The organism is Arthrobacter sp. DNA4 (assembly GCF_024362385.1).
Classification (GTDB): Bacteria; Actinomycetota; Actinomycetes; order Actinomycetales; family Micrococcaceae; genus Arthrobacter.
This window is the reverse complement of record NZ_CP101466.1, coordinates 2,470,371-2,485,423: the sequence shown is the minus strand read 5'-3', so window position 1 is coordinate 2,485,423 and position 15,053 is coordinate 2,470,371. Positions and strand designations below refer to the sequence as shown.

Below are 15,053 nucleotides of genomic sequence, written 5' to 3'. Positions count from 1 at the left end.
TTTGGAGAATTCGTGTCCACGAACCTTGAAGGCATCATCAACCCGCCGATCGACTCGCTGCTTGAAGCAGCCGACTCCAAGTACGGCCTGGTGATCTTCGGTGCCAAGCGCGCTCGTCAGATCAACGCCTACTACGCCCAGCTGCACGAGGGCCTCTTCGAGTACGTCGGCCCCCTGGTTGACACCAAGCTGAACGAGAAGTCGCTCTCCATCGCACTGCGCGAAATCAACGAAGGCAAGCTGGTTTCCACGCCGATCGAAGCCGCAGAGTAATCCTGCCGCTGAACTGACTTGCTGTTGACGGAGATCAAGTGCGCATAGTCCTCGGAGTCGGGGGAGGGATTGCCGCCTACAAGGTGGCATCGCTCCTCCGGCTTTTTACTGAAGCCGGCCATGACGTCACGGTGATCCCCACGGAGGCGTCCACCCGCTTCATCGGCACCGCCACCTGGGAGGCGCTGTCCGGAAACCCGGTCAGCAACAGCGTCTTCGATGACGTGCACCTGGTCAACCATGTCCGCCTGGGCCATGAGGCAGACCTGGTCGTCGTGGCACCGGCCACGGCGGACCTCCTGGCAAAAGCTGCAACCGGCCAGGCCGGGGACCTGCTGACCAACACGTTGCTGATGGCGCACGGCCCCGTGCTGTTCGCCCCCGCAATGCACACCGAAATGTGGCAGAACGCCGCAACCCGCGCCAACGTCGAAACGCTCCGCGGCCGCGGCGCCGCCGTCCTGGAGCCGGCCTCCGGCAGGTTGACCGGCGCAGACTCAGGCCCCGGCCGGCTCCCGGAACCGCAGGTGATCTTCGACGCAGCCATGGCGCTGGTCCAGGGACGGTCCGATTACCAGCTTCCGCTTGCGGGCCGCACCGTAACCGTCAGCGCCGGCGGCACCCGCGAACCGCTGGACCCCGTACGGTTCCTGGGCAACCGGTCTTCCGGCAAGCAGGGCGTGGCGCTGGCAGTCGCTGCCCGGAACGCCGGCGCCACCGTGCGGTTACTGGCCGCCCACATGGATGTTGCGCCACCGGCCGGGGTGGAGGTGGTCCGCGTGGAGACCGCCCTGCAACTCCGGGAATCTGCACTGGACGCGGCAGCGGAGTCCGACGTCGTCATTATGTCCGCCGCCGTGGCCGACTTCCGCCCGGCCGATGTCTCTGACACCAAAATCAAAAAGCGGGACGATACAGCAGACCCCGTCATCGCCCTGGTCCGCAACCCGGACATCCTGCAGGAGCTCGTGGAACAGCGCAATGCCGGGGATTCGGCTTCCGCGCAACTCATCGTCGGTTTCGCCGCGGAGACCGGGGACAGCCAGGGCGACGTCCTGGAGTATGCGGAGGCAAAACTCCAGCGGAAGGGCTGCGACCTGCTGGTGGTCAACCACGTGGGGACGGATAAGGTCTTCGGGCAGGACTCCAACTCGGTGGTCATCCTCTCCCGCTCCGGCTCCGAACCACAGGAAGCGTCGGGAACCAAGACTGAGGTTGCCGAAGCCATCATTACCCGCATCAGCTTTGAACTGAACCGGGTTTCGCCCCGGACCTGAGTGTTCCGCACCACGTTTGCTTCGCGGGAAGACATCTCCCGCAGGGCCGGCGTGCTCCAACCAGTAAGGTAGTTGAGTGACTTTACCGCTGCACCTTCCCCAGTCCCATGGGGCCACGCCCTCCGCGCTCCGGCTCTTCACGTCCGAGTCGGTTACCGAAGGCCACCCGGACAAGATCTGTGACCAGATCAGCGACGCCATCCTGGACGCGCTCCTGGCCGCAGACCCCGAATCCCGTGTAGCCGTGGAGACCATGGCGACCACCGGTCTGGTGCACGTGGCAGGCGAAGTCACCACCGACGCCTACGTCGAAATCCCGCAGATCGTTCGCGAGACCATCCTCGGCATCGGCTACGACTCATCAGCCAACGGTTTTGACGGTGCCCGCTGCGGCGTGTCCGTATCCATCGGCCAGCAGTCGAATGACATCGCCGGCGGCGTCTTTAACTCGCTGGAAGCCCGCGAAGGCCGCCAGGAGGACGACTATGACCTCCAGGGTGCGGGCGACCAGGGCCTGATGTTCGGGTACGCCAGCGACGAGACCCCTTCCTACATGCCCACGCCCATCTGGCTGGCCCACCGGCTCTCCGAACGCCTGACCGACGTCCGGAAGACGGGCCAGCTGGCTTACCTCCGCCCGGACGGCAAGACCCAGGTCACCGTGGGCTACGACAAAGACGTTCCGGTATCCGTTGAAACCGTGGTGATCTCCAGCCAGCACGCCGAGGGCGCAAGCCTTGAGCAGCTGCGCGCCGACCTCGCCGCCATTGTCATTGAGCCCGTCCTCGCCGCCGCCAACCTGGACATCTCCCGCGCCGCGAACATCCTCAACCCTGCCGGTGAATTCGTCATCGGCGGGCCGGTGGGAGACGCCGGCCTCACCGGCCGCAAGATCATCGTCGACACCTACGGCGGCATGGCCCGCCACGGCGGCGGCGCCTTCTCCGGCAAGGACCCGTCCAAGGTGGACCGCTCCGCCGCATACGCCATGCGCTGGGTCGCCAAGAACGTGGTGGCCGCGGGGCTGGCCAAGCGTGCCGAGATCCAGATCGCCTACGCAATCGGCCAGGCCCGCCCCGTGGGAACCTACGTGGAGACGTTCGGCACCGAGACCGTGGATCCCGCCCGGATCAGCGAAGCCATCGCGGAAATCTTCGATCTCCGTCCGCGGGCCATCATCGACGCCCTGGACCTGAAACGGCCCATCTACGCCAAGACCGCTGCCCACGGTCACTTTGGCCGCGACGATCCCGACTTTACATGGGAACGCCTTGACCGGGTGGACGATTTGAAGGCATTCTTCAACGCCTAGCAGCGCTTCCGCCGAGAGTCCCAGGCGCAGGCGGGAGTCCCATGGGCGCAGGCTGGAAGCCCAATGTCAGTGCCCCGTGCTTTGCTGTCCCTGTCCAAGCCGGCAGCTGAACGGAGGTAACCGCAGTGGTTGCTGACAGTTCCGTGCAGCCGTCCCTGCTGCAGGGCTTTCCGGCACGCACGCTGCCCAGTGGCGTTGTCGTGGCAGGGCACCTTCCAGTGGCCCGGGTCCTCGTTGAGTCTTCGCTGCCCCATCTGGACCGGCCCTTTGACTATGCGGTCCCGGCTGAGCTGGACCAGGCGGCCCAGCCAGGTGTCAGGGTCAAGGTCAAGTTCAACGGCCAGGACCTCAACGGATTCCTCCTTGAGCGGGTCGCTGAGTCGGACGCCGGACACGCCCTGGTGCCGCTGGCAAAAGTGGTGTCCCCGGTGCCGGTCCTCACGCCAGCCGTCAAGGCTCTCGCCGCTGCCGTCGCTGCACGGTACGCCGGCACCGTCAGCGACGTCCTCCGCCTAGCGGTGCCGCCCCGGGTTGCCAGGCTGGAGAAGGAATACCCTGCGTCACTGGACACCGGGGAAGCGGAAGGCGTCCCCGGCCTGCCCGGTTCCCCCGGCGTTTCATCCTGGGCGCCGTACCGCACCGGCGCTGCCTTCCTCAGGCACCTGGCCGCAGGGGGAGCCCCCCGCGCCGTCATCAATCCGCTGCACGGGTACGGTCCCACCGGATGGCCGGCCCTGCTGGCGCAGGCCGCGGCTGCCGCTTATGCCTCAGGCCGGGGCGCGCTCCTGGTGGTGCCCGACTACCGGGACCTGGACCGCCTTGAAGATGCCCTGAAGGGCCTGGTGCCGGAGGAGGCCGTGGCCAGGCTCACGGCCGACGACGGTCCCACACCACGCTACCGGAACTTCCTGCGCCTCCTGGTAAGCCGGGCCAGGGTCGCCATCGGAACGCGCTCGGCCGCCTTCGCCCCGGTGCAGGACCTGGGGCTGGTTGCCTGCTGGGACGACGGCGACGACCTCCACATCGAGCAGCGCGCACCGTACGCCCATGCCCGGGAGGTCCTGCTCCTGCGGGCAGAACAGGAGGGTACGTCCTGCCTCCTTGCCGGGCACGCACGCAGCACCGAGGTCCAGCGGCTGGTGGAGGCCGGCTGGGCCGTACCCGTGGAGGCCGGGCGGTCCGCTGTCCGCGCGTCGGTTCCCCGCGTCGTCAGCACTGCCGACAGCTTCGAGCAGGGACGGGACCCGCTGGCCACCATCGCCCGCCTGCCGCATGCCGCGTGGCAGGCGGCCAAGGAGGGGCTGGAGCGTGGCCACGTCCTGGTCCAGGTCGCCAGGGCGGGCTATGCACCCTCCCTTGTGTGTGAGACGTGCCGTGAACCCGCCCGGTGCGCACACTGCCAAGGGCCCCTGGCTTTGACCGGCTCCTCCGTTTTGCCCCAATGCCGCTGGTGTTCCACCCCCGCCCCAGACTGGAAGTGCTCCCACTGCGGTGGCCGGCGGCTTCGAAAAGGGGCCACCGGCGTCCTGCGGACCGCCGAAGAGCTTGGCCGCGCGTTTCCGGGGACGACGGTCATCACGTCCTCAGGGGACCAGGTGAAGGCCAACGTGGGTGCCGGGAAGGCCCTGGTGGTGGCAACGGTGGGGGCCGAACCCGTCGCAGACGGCGGGTACGCCGCCGCACTGCTGCTGGACGGCGATTCCCTGCTGCGCCGCGAGACCCTCCGCGCGGGCGAGGACACCGTTCGCCGCTGGTTTAACGCAGCCGCCCTGGTGCGCCCTGCCCCGGACAAAGGCCTGGTGGTGGTCACCGCTACGGACACCGCTGCTACGGGCGCGCTGCTGCGGTGGGATCCGGCCGGCTACGCCCACCGTGAACTGTCCCTGCGGATGGAACTCCAGCTTCCACCGGCGGTGCGCATCGCATCGGTGACAGGGCCGCGGGCCGCCGTTGAACACTTCACGGGTGCGGTGGAAGCGGACCTGGCCGGCGCGGGTATCACGGTGCGTACGGCGGGCCCTGCGCCGCTGCTGCTCAGCGCACCGCCCTCCGGCAGGCGCCCGGCCGAGGACGTCCGGACCCTGTTGTTCTTCCCGTACGGCCAGGCTGCCGCCGTCGTCCGCGTCCTGCGGGTCACCCGGGCAGCCGTGGCTGCGAAGCGGACCCTGGACCCCGTGCAGCTGCGGCTCGATGGTGTCGACGTGCTCTAGGCCCGGCGCCTTTTCGCCACGACCTCATGAGCAGCATCCACCAGCTGGCGCGCCGACTCATCCCAGCTGAACTCCGCCGCACGCGCAATCGAACGGCGGGACATGTCCTGCCAGTGCCCATCGTCCTGCAGCTGACCCACAGCGTCCGCGAACTGCCCGGGGGACTCCGGATCCACGTACAGCGCGGCGTCTGCACCGACTTCGCGGAAGATGGGAATGTCGCTGGCGATTACGGGCGTACCCACCGCCATCGCCTCCACCAACGGAAGACCGTACCCCTCCGCTTTGGACAGGCTCACCAGGGCCGTGGCCCTGCGCAGGAGCCCGTCATACTCAGCATCCGTCACGCCATTATGGAACAGCACCGAAGCGCCCGCAGGCACGATGGCTTCGAGTTCCGCCCGCCGCTGCGGCGTGATCCGGCTGAGCAGGTGCAGGGTGTAGCCGGGCAGCCCGGCCATGCCGGCCACCATGGTTTCCACGTTCTTGTACGGCATGAACGACCCCATGTAGATGATCGATTTGCCCGCGCCGCGCCGGGTCACGGGGTTCCTGCGCGGCTGCGGTGCGTTCGCGATGATGCGCACGGGCCTGCGCGTCAGCCGGTATTTGGCCATCAGCGCCGCCGTGGTCTGGCTGATCGTTGCCACAGTATCGGCCCGGTTGAGGAGCACGCGCTGCGGCCAGAACGCCTTGTGGTACAGACGCCACAGCAGCCGGACCGGCGCCGGCAAAAACCCCGGGGGAGCGGGGTGCTCGTAATAGATGAGGTCGTGCAGGGTCAGGATCAGCCCGTACTTCCGGCCCCAGGTGCCCATGGTCTGCATGGGGCAGACCACCACGTCCGCCCCTGTGGCGTTGACTTTCCGGGCAACGAACAGCTCCAGCGGCGAGAGCGGGCTGCTGATGAGCGTGTAGGGAACGTCCGGCAGCAGGGCAAGCTGCCGCTCGTCGGACACCAGCATGGAGACGTCCGCGATCTTTGCCGTGGCAGCAATCAGGCTGGCTCCGTAGCGGCTGATGCCGTCGTGGTGGTCGGTACGGGTGAAACGTGCATCAATGACGATCTTCACGCGGGATGGTCCTTCAGGAAGCTGCGGATGTAACGGGCGGCCGGCTCAGGCGTCTCGTAGTGGATCAGGTGCCCGACGCCGGGAATCACCTTCAGCTCCCCGTCCGGTAGCAACTCCAGGAGGCGGTGCTGGTTGGGGAGCGTAGCGATTTCATCCTTTTCACCGGCGACCAGCAGCACGGGCAGGTCCAGTTGACCGGCAACCTCCGCTACATGGTTGCTGACGGAGGCGGTGAAGGACTCCAGGAGGCTGTCCCGGTCGGCAAAGGAACTGAAGTAGGCGTGGTGCTGGCCGTGGATGAAGGCCCGCAGCTCCCGGTCGCGGGTCTTGGCCATGGTCTCGCTCATGACCCGAACGATCAGCGGATTGCGCAGCAGAGCGAGTCCCGGGCCACGGGGAAGCCGTGCCGCGAGCTGGTAGTACAACACGGCCAGCCGGGTCATCACGCCCTTTGGACCCTCCAAAGCCGGAGCGGCGATGGGGTTGATGAGGATCAGGGGGCGCACGGCCTGCGGGTTGTTGGCCACAAAGTGGGACGCCACGATGGACCCGAACGAGTGTCCCAGGAGCACGGTGTCCGGCCCCAGGCCCTGGTTGACCATGAAGTCGGTGATGAACTGACCGTAGCGCTCCACGGAGTGGGGGCCGCGGGCAAAAGCGTCCGAACTGCCGAAGCCGGGAAGGTCCGGCATGATGATGCGCATGTCCGGAAGCTGGTCGGCTACGCGCAGGAGTCCGTGGTGGTCGCCGCGGAACCCGTGGACCACCAGGATGGTGCGGGTTTCCGGGGTCTCCTCGACGGGCTCATAGGTCCAAAAAGCCACTGTGCTGCCGGCGAGGCTCACGGTGGAGGCGGTGGTGCGGTCGGCGAGGCTCAGGTACGCAGGCGCAGGGGAAGGCCCCGGGTTCACAGTATCCATGGCGGAGGCCTAGTTGACGTTGTCCGGATGCGACCCGGTGCGTTGCCCGCGGTCCAGTGCCTTAATGGCCACCAGGTCGCGCCCGGAGAGCTCGAAACCGAAGACATCGAGGTTCTCCCGGATCCGGGCTTCGGAGCTGGCCTTGGGGATGGCGATATGTCCCAGCTGCATGTGCCAGCGGAGGATCACCTGCGCGGGGGTCCGGCCGTGCTCGGCGGCACAGGCCTGGATGACGGGATCGGCCAGCACCTGGCCGCGGCCCAGCGGGCTCCACGCTTCGGTCCGAATGCCCAGTTCCGCATGCTTGTTGCGCAGCTCATCCTGCTGCAGCCATGGGTGCAGTTCGATCTGGTTGACGGCGGGGACCACTTCGGCGCTTTGCAGCAGGCGGTCAAGGTGTGCCGGCTGGAAGTTGCTGACGCCGATGGCACGGACCCTGCCCTCGCGGTAGAGCGTCTCCAGGGCACGGTAGGTCTCGGGGAACAGGCCCCGGCGGGGGCACGGCCAGTGGATGAGGTACATGTCCACATAGTCCAGGCCAAGGTTGACCATGGAATCGTCGAAGGCGCGCAGCGTCGCATCGTAGCCGTGGTGGTCATTCCACACCTTTGTGGTGATGAACACGTCTTCACGCGTCAGGGACGGAAAGAGTTCGCCTGAGCCGCCGCTGCCGGTCCCTGCATCCAGCTGGGAACTGATGCCGCGCGCCACGCCGGTTTCGTTGCCATACATGGCGGCGGTGTCGAAGTGCCGGTAGCCGGCGGCGAGCGCGGTTGCCACCAGCCCTTCCGCGTCTGCTGCCGGCACCTTGTACAGCCCAAAGCCGAGCTGGTCTATCAGCACACCGTTGTTCAGGCTGAGCCGTGGTGAGGTTCTCATGGCAACGACTCTACCCACTTCAGCTGGTGAGGCCCTCGTAATCCACCAGCCCGCGTGCGGTGGCTTCGTCGAGGATCAGGTCCGTGGCGAGCCGTGCTGCCAGTGCCCCGCGCAGGCCGTTGATCTTCGAGACTCCCGACACCACGCAGATCCTTCGGCGCACCTCCCGGAGCTGGGCGAGGGCAGTGCCGGTGGACCGCTCGTTCAGGACGATCCCGTCAGAGGACCCGTCGGCCCGGAAGAACACTGTGGCAACGTCGCCCACCACGTCTGAGTTGGCCAGGGCATTGAGGTCGTCCTCGTCGAGGTACCCGCCCGCGTAGACGTGGCTGGGATAGTCGGCGTGCACGGATCCGACGCCGAATATGGCGATGCTCATCTTGGCCTGCAGTTCCAGGACGCGCTGCACGCTGCGCTCATTCCACATGGCCGTCTTGGTGTCGGCGTGGTCGAAGAACGCCGGGACGGGGAATTGCTCCACCCGCGCCCCGTACGCGCTCCCGAACCGGCGCATGATGTCGCTCGCGTAGGTAATGCCCGTGGTATGCATGTTCCCGGCACCGTTGAGCTGGACGATCACGCTGTCGTGGGTGATCTTCCGGGTGAGGTGCTTACTCACCGCGCTGAGCGTAGATCCCCAGGCCACACCGATGATCGCGTTGGAGTCCACCAGGGGCCCGATGGTCCGCGCTGCCTGCATGGCCACCCGGTCCAGGGTCTCGGCTTCATTCAGCGTCCCAAGGATGGGAACCACATGGACATCCAGGTTGTACCGGCGCCTGATCATGCCCTCAAGTTCAGGCCCGGTGTCCAGCGGGTTGCGGATCTGGATCTGCACCAGGCCGGACTCACGCGCCGAGGACAGGAGGCGCGAGACGGTGGACCTGGAGGTGCGCAGCTCGCGGGCAATGGCGTCCATGGTGAGGTCCTGCAGATAGTACATTTGTGCAGCTCGGAGGGCATCCTGGTCCCGGGAAAGTGCCATCTCACTTCCGTTCTGCACGTTTGTGCATAGTCCTTGACTCCATTTTCCAATTCTCCAAACAATAGAGCAGAACGGCGGCGCCAACCAGCGGTGGCCGCATCACACAAAGCCCCAAGGGAGTCGTTTTGGGACCCAAGGATTCAACTGTTCAACCGTCTGTTACTGCGCCCCGGCCAGGGGCCGAACGCGCATCGGTCCACAGCCTGCGGCGCCGCCCGCACGCAAAAGTGCTGGTGGTGGGCGGCGGCATCAACGGAGTGGGCACGTTCCGCGATCTGGCACTGCAGGGCGTCGACGTTGCACTGGTGGAGCGCGGCGACTACTGCCAGGGCGCAAGCGGCGCGTCTTCGCACATGATCCACGGTGGCATCCGGTACCTCGAGAACGGCGAGTTCCGCCTGGTCCGGGAATCCGTGGTGGAGCGCAACCGGCTGCTGAAGATCGCCCCGCACTACGTCAAGCCGCTGCAGACGACCATCCCGATCTTCAGCACCTTCTCCGGTATCCTCTCCGCGCCGCTGCGCTTCCTCACCCACAAGCAGCAGGGCAAGCCCAAGGAGCGCGGTGCGTTCCTCATCAAGGCGGGCCTCAGCCTTTACGATTCGTTTTCCCGGGACGGCGGCACGGTGCCCCGGCATCAGTTCCGCACCCACAAGGCAGCCCTCCAGGAACTTCCCGCCCTTCGGCCGGACGTCAAATACACCGCAACCTACTTCGACGCCTCGGTGCACAACCCTGAACGGCTGACCCTCGACGTCCTCCAGGACGGCGAAAAGGCCGGCCGCGCAAGCAACGTGACGGGCACCAGCGCGCAGGGTGACACGGCCCGCGCCAGCAACTACCTCTCGCTGCAGTCCATGTCTTCCACCCCCAACCCGGGGACCGGCCGGGGGAGCACCGTCCGGCTCCGCGATGAACTCACCGGGGAAGAGTTCGATTTCACGGCTGACATCATCGTGAACACCACCGGGGCGTGGGTGGACCTGACCAATGAGGCCATGGGCGCCGCGTCGGCCTTCATGGGCGGCACCAAGGGCTCCCACATCGTGCTGGACCACCCGGGCCTCCTCGCGGCCTGCCGCGGCCGGGAGATCTTCTTTGAGCACACCGACGGCCGGATTGTCCTCATCTACCCCATGGGTGACCGGGTGCTGGTGGGCACCACGGACGTCGACGCGGACATGTCGGAAGACGCCATCTGCACCGACGAGGAAATCCAGTACTTCTTCGACCTCATCGGCCACGTGTTCCCGTCCATTGACGTCACGCCTGACGACATCGTCTACACGTTCTCGGGTGTGCGCCCCCTGCCGAGCCATGACGCCACCCAGCCGGGCTTCGTCTCCCGCGACTACCGCATCGAACGCCGCGCCTCCGGAACAAACGGAACCGGGGCACTCGTGCTGAGCCTGGTGGGCGGCAAGTGGACCACGTTCCGCGCCCTCTCAGAGCACCTGACCAATGAGGTCCTCACCGAGCTCGGCGTGCAGCGGAAGCTTTCGACGGCGCAGCTCCCCATCGGCGGCGGCGCTTCCGACGAGGCAGGCGTGCAGAAGTGGATCAAGGCCCACATGGCCGACGGCCGCGACGCAGACCGGACGGCCGGCCTGCTGACCCGCTACGGGACCCGGGCCGAAGCCGTGATCGAATACCTCGACGCCGAACCTGACCAGGCGCTGCGGTCCACCCGGGAGCTCAGCGTCCGCGAGTTGGAATTCATGGCGGCAAACGAGCAGGTGGGGCACCTGGTGGATGTCCTCATCCGGCGTACCTCACTGGCCTTCCGGGGGCTCGTGACCGGAGAACTCCTCAACGAAGTGGCGGAGGTGCTGTCCGTCCCGCTCAAGTGGGACGCGGCGGCCCGCGCCGCTGAGATCAAGCACGCCCAGGACGTGCTGCAGCGTTTCCACCGCGTGGAAACGCACAGCCTGGTCTCTTAAGGCCAGGCAGTCGGCCGGGGCGCGCCAGCGTCCCGGCCCCACGGTCCTTCACCCGCGGAGGACCGACAACTAAACAAAGAAGGAGTCAAAGATGTCTCTAGGAATAGTCTTCCTCTCCGAAGTCTTTGGCACGGGCATGCTGACCCTGTTGGGTTGCGGCGTCGTTGCCAACGTGGCTTTGCGGGGGACAAAAGGCAACAACGGCGGTTTCCTGATGGTCACATGGGGGTGGGGAATCGCCGTCTTCGCGGGTGTCTTCGTCGCCGCCAAGTCGGGCGCGCACCTCAACCCGGCCGTCACCCTCGGCCTGCTGCTCAACGGCAAGCCCGAATACGCTCCGGGAGTCGCCGTCGACTTCGCCTCCACCCTGACCTACTTCGGAGGCGAGCTGCTGGGCGCGTTCCTCGGCGCCGTGGTGTGCTGGCTGGCCTACAAACAGCACTTCGATGACGAGCCGGAGCCTGCCGGCAAGCTCGGGACCTTTTCCACCGGCCCTGCCATCCGGTCCACGCCATGGAACCTGATCACCGAGATCATCGGCACTTTTGTCCTGGTCTTCGTCATCCTCACCCTCGGTGGTACCCCCTCGGGGCTCGGCCCACTCGCCGTCGCGCTGCTCGTGGTCGGCATCGGTGTCTCCCTTGGCGGGCCCACCGGCTACGCCATCAACCCCGCCCGCGACCTCGGACCCCGCATCGCCCACGCAGTGCTCCCCATCAAGGGCAAGGGCTCCAGTGACTGGAGCTACTCCTGGATTCCGGTGGTGGGTCCGCTTGTCGGCGGCGCCCTGGCCGGAGTTGTTGCCCGGATCGCCCCGATCATCGTCACCGCCGCTTCCTAAACCCCCGGCACCCAGTTCGAACAACAAGACAAGGACGTCATTATGAACCAGTACGTAATCGCCATTGACCAGGGCACCACCAGCACCCGCGCCATCATCTTCGACCACAGCGGCGCCATCGTCTCTTCCGGCCAGATGGAACACGAACAGATCTTCCCCCAGGCCGGCTGGGTGGAGCACGATGCTGCGGAGATCTGGAACAACACCCGCGAGGTCATCGGCTCGGCCCTCTCAAAGGCGAACCTGACGCGGCACGATATTGCCGCCGTCGGCATCACCAACCAGCGCGAAACCGCCGTGGTGTGGGACAAGACCACGGGCAAGCCGGTCTACAACGCCATCGTGTGGCAGGACACGCGCACCCAGGACATCGTGGACCAGCTGGCCAAGGACGGCGGAGCCGACCGCTTCAAACAGAAGGTGGGCCTGCCGCTGGCAACCTACTTCTCCGGCACCAAGATCAAGTGGATCCTGGACAACGTTGACGGCGCCAGGGAAAAGGCAGAGGCCGGGGACCTGGTCTTCGGCAACACCGACGCCTGGGTCCTGTGGAACCTGACCGGCGGCGTCGACGGCGGCGTGCACGTCACCGACGTCACCAACGCGTCCCGCACCCTGTTCATGGATCTTGAAACCCTGCAGTGGGACGACGAGATCCTCGGCATCTTTGGCGTGCCGCGCAGCATGATGCCGGAGATCAAGTCCTCCTCCGAGGTGTACGGCACCGTCCATAGCTCCCAGCTGCTCCGCGAAACGCCGGTTTCGGGCATCCTGGGCGACCAGCAGGCCGCAACCTTCGGCCAGGCTGCTTTTGACGCCGGCGAAGCGAAGAACACCTACGGCACCGGCTGCTTCCTGATCTTCAACACGGGCGAGGAAATCGTCCACTCGAAGAACGGGCTCCTCACCACGGTGGGCTACAAGCTGGGCGACGCCAAACCGCACTATGCCCTGGAAGGGTCCATCGCCGTCACCGGTTCACTGGTCCAGTGGCTGCGTGACAACCTGGGCATGATCAGCAGCGCCCCCGAGGTGGAAACCCTTGCCGCGTCGGTCAAGGACAACGGCGGCGTGTACATCGTCCCGGCGTTCTCCGGCCTGTTCGCCCCGTACTGGCGCTCCGATGCCCGCGGTGCGATTGTGGGCCTGACCCGGTTCGTCAACAAGAACCACATCGCCCGGGCAGCGCTGGAGGCCACCGCGTTCCAGACCCGCGAGGTGCTGGACGCGGTCAACGCGGACTCCGGCGTGCCGCTGAGCGAGCTGAAGGTCGACGGCGGCATGGTTGCCAATGACGCCCTGATGCAGTTCCAGGCGGACATCCTTGGCGTCCCGGTCATCCGTCCCAAGGTCATTGAGACCACGGCGCTGGGGGCTGCCTACGCGGCAGGCCTGGCGGTTGGCTTCTGGAAGGACCTGGGCGAGTGCTCGGCCAACTGGTCCGAGGACAAGCGCTGGGAGCCGCAGATGGAGAAGGCTGAGCAGGAACGCCAGATGCGGCTGTGGAAGAAGGCGGTCACCAAGTCCATGGAGTGGGTGGACGAGGACGTCAGGTAGCGTCCTTCACACCTTTGGGGCCGCCCTGCCTTTCCTTGCAGGGCGGCCCCTGCCATGTCCGGCGGACGTTCCCTGGATTTGGGCCAGGCAGGGTGCGGGCGGCAGCACGCGGGCACGTCACGGCGCCGGGCGCACAGGGAGATCCTCGGTTGCCGGCCCCTGGATGACTTTGCCGTCAACATCGAACCGGGAGCCATGGCAGGGGCAGTCCCACGTGCGGTCTTCCCGGTTGAACCCGACAGTGCAGCCAAGATGGGTGCAGATCGCGGACACCGCGTGGATCTGTCCCGCAGGATCCCGGTAGCACGCCGTGCTGGTCCCGTCCGTTTCAATGACAGTGCCGTCGCCGGGAAGAAGGTCCGCTGTCCGCTGTGTGGTCCCTTTCCCGGGAACGGTGTCCCCGTGCGCTGCTGGTGGCGCTGCCACCCTGGTGGTCCGCGACGTCGCACGGTTGCTGTCAAACAGGGCCGCCCACTCATTGGGCGTGCCGTTGAGCAGATCCGCCAGCATCAGCGCCGCGGCCGTACCGTTCGTCAGGCCCCATTTGCGCAGGCCCGTGATGACGAAGGCGTGCCGGCTGTCCGGGTTCAACGGCCCCGCATAGGGCAGACCGTCGAGAGGCAGCGCGTCCTGGGTGGACCAACGGTAAGCCGCGCCGCCGGCCCCGAACTGGAGGCGCGCATAACGGGCCAGGCTGGCATGGCGCGGTGCCGGGTCTACGTGCGCGCCCGCGGGATGGCCCTCGCCGCCCGTCAGCAGGTACGTCACCGCGTTGAGGCGGACCGTCAGCAGCGAACGCATGGGCTCATCCGCGCTGATGAAGGTGGCGTCCAGGGGAGGGGTGCCGATCGGCGCGGCGACGATGTAGGAGCGGTGCGGCTGGCAGAGTGCTTCGAACCGGCCGTGGTCGGCGAAGGGAACGTTCGTGGCCACAATCGCATCCCGGGCGAGCACGGTTCCGTCGGCGGCGGCCACCGTGACGGGACTGCCCTCGCGCAGCTCCAGCGCGCGGGTGCGTTCGAAGACGAAGCTGCCGTCCCCGTCCACCCTTCCGGCGAGCCCCTGGAGGTACTGGACGGCATGGATCTGGGCCTGGCCGTCAAACCGTACGGCACCGGCCACGGGAAACGGCAGGGGAACGTCGGCGGTGAACGTTGACGGAAGGCCGAGGTCCGCCGCAAGCCCGGCTTCTGCCCGCACCTGCGGCAGCGCATCATGGCCTGCAGCAAAGGTGTAGTTGGCGACCCGGCGGAAACCGCAGGAAATGTTCTCAGCGTCCACCACCGCACCGATGTATTCCACGGCCGCCTGGTTCGCCAATCCGTAGCTCCTGGCCGCTGCTACGCCATGACTGCTCTGCAGATCCGTGTAGGCGAGGCGGTGCAGGGACGTCACCTTGCCCGTGGTGTGGCCAGTGACGCCGGTGCCGATCCGGCCGGCTTCCAGGACTGCCACCGAGCGGCCCGAACGTTTCAGGGCCAGCGCTGCGGTCAGCCCGGCGATGCCTCCACCGATGACTGCCACGTCCACTTCCACGGTGCCGCGCAGGCCCGGAAAGTCAGTGGTGCCGGCGGTTGCCAGCCAGAGGGAGAGGGGCTGTCCTTCAGCAGGGCCGGCGGTGGTTGCTTCTGACATGGTGTGCCGCCTCCCAACGTTGTGGGACGATCATGCGCGCTTGCCCCGGCCAGTGCAACGGGCCGTTCGGCCTGGCTGAGGCGGGGGACGTGCCGGTGCGCTAAAGTAGATCCATGCGTGCGATCCTTCTGCTTAGTTAGCCGCCGGCTCC

Annotated in this window: 12 protein-coding genes; 7 read left to right on the top strand and 5 right to left on the bottom strand. The window is 66.8% G+C overall.

Annotated features, from left to right (window positions below; genetic code table 11):
• Window positions 1-12 precede the first annotated feature (12 nt).
• The 4 genes from rpoZ to NMQ03_RS11390 all read left to right on the top strand — a co-directional run bounded on the left by rpoZ (window position 13) and on the right by NMQ03_RS11390 (window position 5,072).
• Window positions 13-273, top strand: coding sequence for a DNA-directed RNA polymerase subunit omega (gene rpoZ, locus NMQ03_RS11405; protein ID WP_003800778.1), 261 nt, complete (start codon window positions 13-15; stop codon window positions 271-273).
• A gap of 38 nt (window positions 274-311) precedes the next feature.
• On the top strand, window positions 312-1,550 hold the full coding sequence (gene coaBC / locus NMQ03_RS11400) for a bifunctional phosphopantothenoylcysteine decarboxylase/phosphopantothenate--cysteine ligase CoaBC (RefSeq protein ID WP_255172308.1): 1,239 nt from the start codon (window positions 312-314) through the stop codon (window positions 1,548-1,550).
• A gap of 76 nt (window positions 1,551-1,626) precedes the next feature.
• Window positions 1,627-2,862 (top strand): methionine adenosyltransferase, encoded by a 1,236-nt coding sequence (gene metK, locus NMQ03_RS11395; RefSeq protein WP_255172307.1) that lies wholly within the window; start codon window positions 1,627-1,629, stop codon window positions 2,860-2,862.
• A gap of 125 nt (window positions 2,863-2,987) precedes the next feature.
• The gene (locus NMQ03_RS11390; protein ID WP_255172306.1) at window positions 2,988-5,072 is read left to right on the top strand and encodes a primosomal protein N'; all 2,085 of its coding nucleotides are present in this window, start codon (window positions 2,988-2,990) and stop codon (window positions 5,070-5,072) included.
• On the opposite strand, the gene NMQ03_RS11385 is transcribed toward NMQ03_RS11390, so the two are convergent.
• Genes NMQ03_RS11385 through NMQ03_RS11370 form a run of 4 tightly spaced genes read right to left on the bottom strand, consistent with a single transcriptional unit; the run spans window position 5,069 to window position 8,929 of the window.
• Window positions 5,069-6,145 (bottom strand): glycosyltransferase family 1 protein, encoded by a 1,077-nt coding sequence (locus NMQ03_RS11385; protein ID WP_255172305.1) that lies wholly within the window; start codon window positions 6,143-6,145, stop codon window positions 5,069-5,071. The two genes, NMQ03_RS11390 and NMQ03_RS11385, sit on opposite strands and share 4 nt — an antisense overlap.
• Window positions 6,142-7,065: an alpha/beta fold hydrolase gene (locus tag NMQ03_RS11380; protein ID WP_255172304.1), complete on the bottom strand. Its 924-nt coding sequence runs from the start codon at window positions 7,063-7,065 to the stop codon at window positions 6,142-6,144. The genes NMQ03_RS11385 and NMQ03_RS11380 overlap by 4 nt, the downstream gene beginning before the upstream one ends.
• A 9-nt stretch (window positions 7,066-7,074) precedes the next feature.
• Window positions 7,075-7,944 carry an aldo/keto reductase gene (locus tag NMQ03_RS11375; RefSeq protein WP_255172303.1) on the bottom strand — a complete coding sequence of 290 codons (870 nt, stop codon included), beginning with the start codon at window positions 7,942-7,944 and terminating at the stop codon, window positions 7,075-7,077.
• A gap of 19 nt (window positions 7,945-7,963) precedes the next feature.
• Entirely contained in the window at window positions 7,964-8,929 is a 966-nt protein-coding gene (locus NMQ03_RS11370; protein WP_255172302.1) for a sugar-binding transcriptional regulator, read from the bottom strand.
• A 125-nt stretch (window positions 8,930-9,054) separates the two neighbouring features.
• Between NMQ03_RS11370 and NMQ03_RS11365 the strand changes: the two genes are divergently transcribed.
• The 3 genes from NMQ03_RS11365 to glpK all read left to right on the top strand — a co-directional run bounded on the left by NMQ03_RS11365 (window position 9,055) and on the right by glpK (window position 13,267).
• Window positions 9,055-10,869, top strand: a complete 1,815-nt coding sequence (locus NMQ03_RS11365; protein ID WP_255172301.1) for a glycerol-3-phosphate dehydrogenase/oxidase — start codon at window positions 9,055-9,057, stop codon at window positions 10,867-10,869.
• Window positions 10,870-10,960: 91 nt separating this feature from the next.
• The gene (locus NMQ03_RS11360) at window positions 10,961-11,710 is read left to right on the top strand and encodes an MIP/aquaporin family protein (RefSeq protein ID WP_159631930.1); all 750 of its coding nucleotides are present in this window, start codon (window positions 10,961-10,963) and stop codon (window positions 11,708-11,710) included.
• Window positions 11,711-11,752: 42 nt separating this feature from the next.
• The gene (gene glpK, locus NMQ03_RS11355) at window positions 11,753-13,267 is read left to right on the top strand and encodes a glycerol kinase GlpK (protein WP_255172300.1); all 1,515 of its coding nucleotides are present in this window, start codon (window positions 11,753-11,755) and stop codon (window positions 13,265-13,267) included.
• A gap of 117 nt (window positions 13,268-13,384) precedes the next feature.
• Here glpK and NMQ03_RS11350 read toward each other — a convergent pair whose 3' ends face one another.
• Complete coding sequence (locus NMQ03_RS11350; protein WP_255172299.1) at window positions 13,385-14,902, bottom strand: FAD-dependent oxidoreductase; 1,518 nt, start codon at window positions 14,900-14,902, stop codon at window positions 13,385-13,387.
• Window positions 14,903-15,053: the final 151 nt, after the last annotated feature.

What these genes read in the sequence shown, in the direction of transcription:
- NMQ03_RS11380 (WP_255172304.1), bottom strand. Translation starts at nt 7,065, where the DNA reads ATGGATACTGTGAACCCGGGGCCTTCCCCTGCGCCTGCGTACCTGAGC.
- NMQ03_RS11375 (WP_255172303.1), bottom strand. Translation starts at nt 7,944, where the DNA reads ATGAGAACCTCACCACGGCTCAGCCTGAACAACGGTGTGCTGATAGAC.
- NMQ03_RS11370 (WP_255172302.1), bottom strand. Translation starts at nt 8,929, where the DNA reads ATGGCACTTTCCCGGGACCAGGATGCCCTCCGAGCTGCACAAATGTAC.
- NMQ03_RS11360 (WP_159631930.1), top strand. Translation starts at nt 10,961, where the DNA reads ATGTCTCTAGGAATAGTCTTCCTCTCCGAAGTCTTTGGCACGGGCATG.
- glpK (WP_255172300.1), top strand. Translation starts at nt 11,753, where the DNA reads ATGAACCAGTACGTAATCGCCATTGACCAGGGCACCACCAGCACCCGC.
- NMQ03_RS11350 (WP_255172299.1), bottom strand. Translation starts at nt 14,902, where the DNA reads ATGTCAGAAGCAACCACCGCCGGCCCTGCTGAAGGACAGCCCCTCTCC.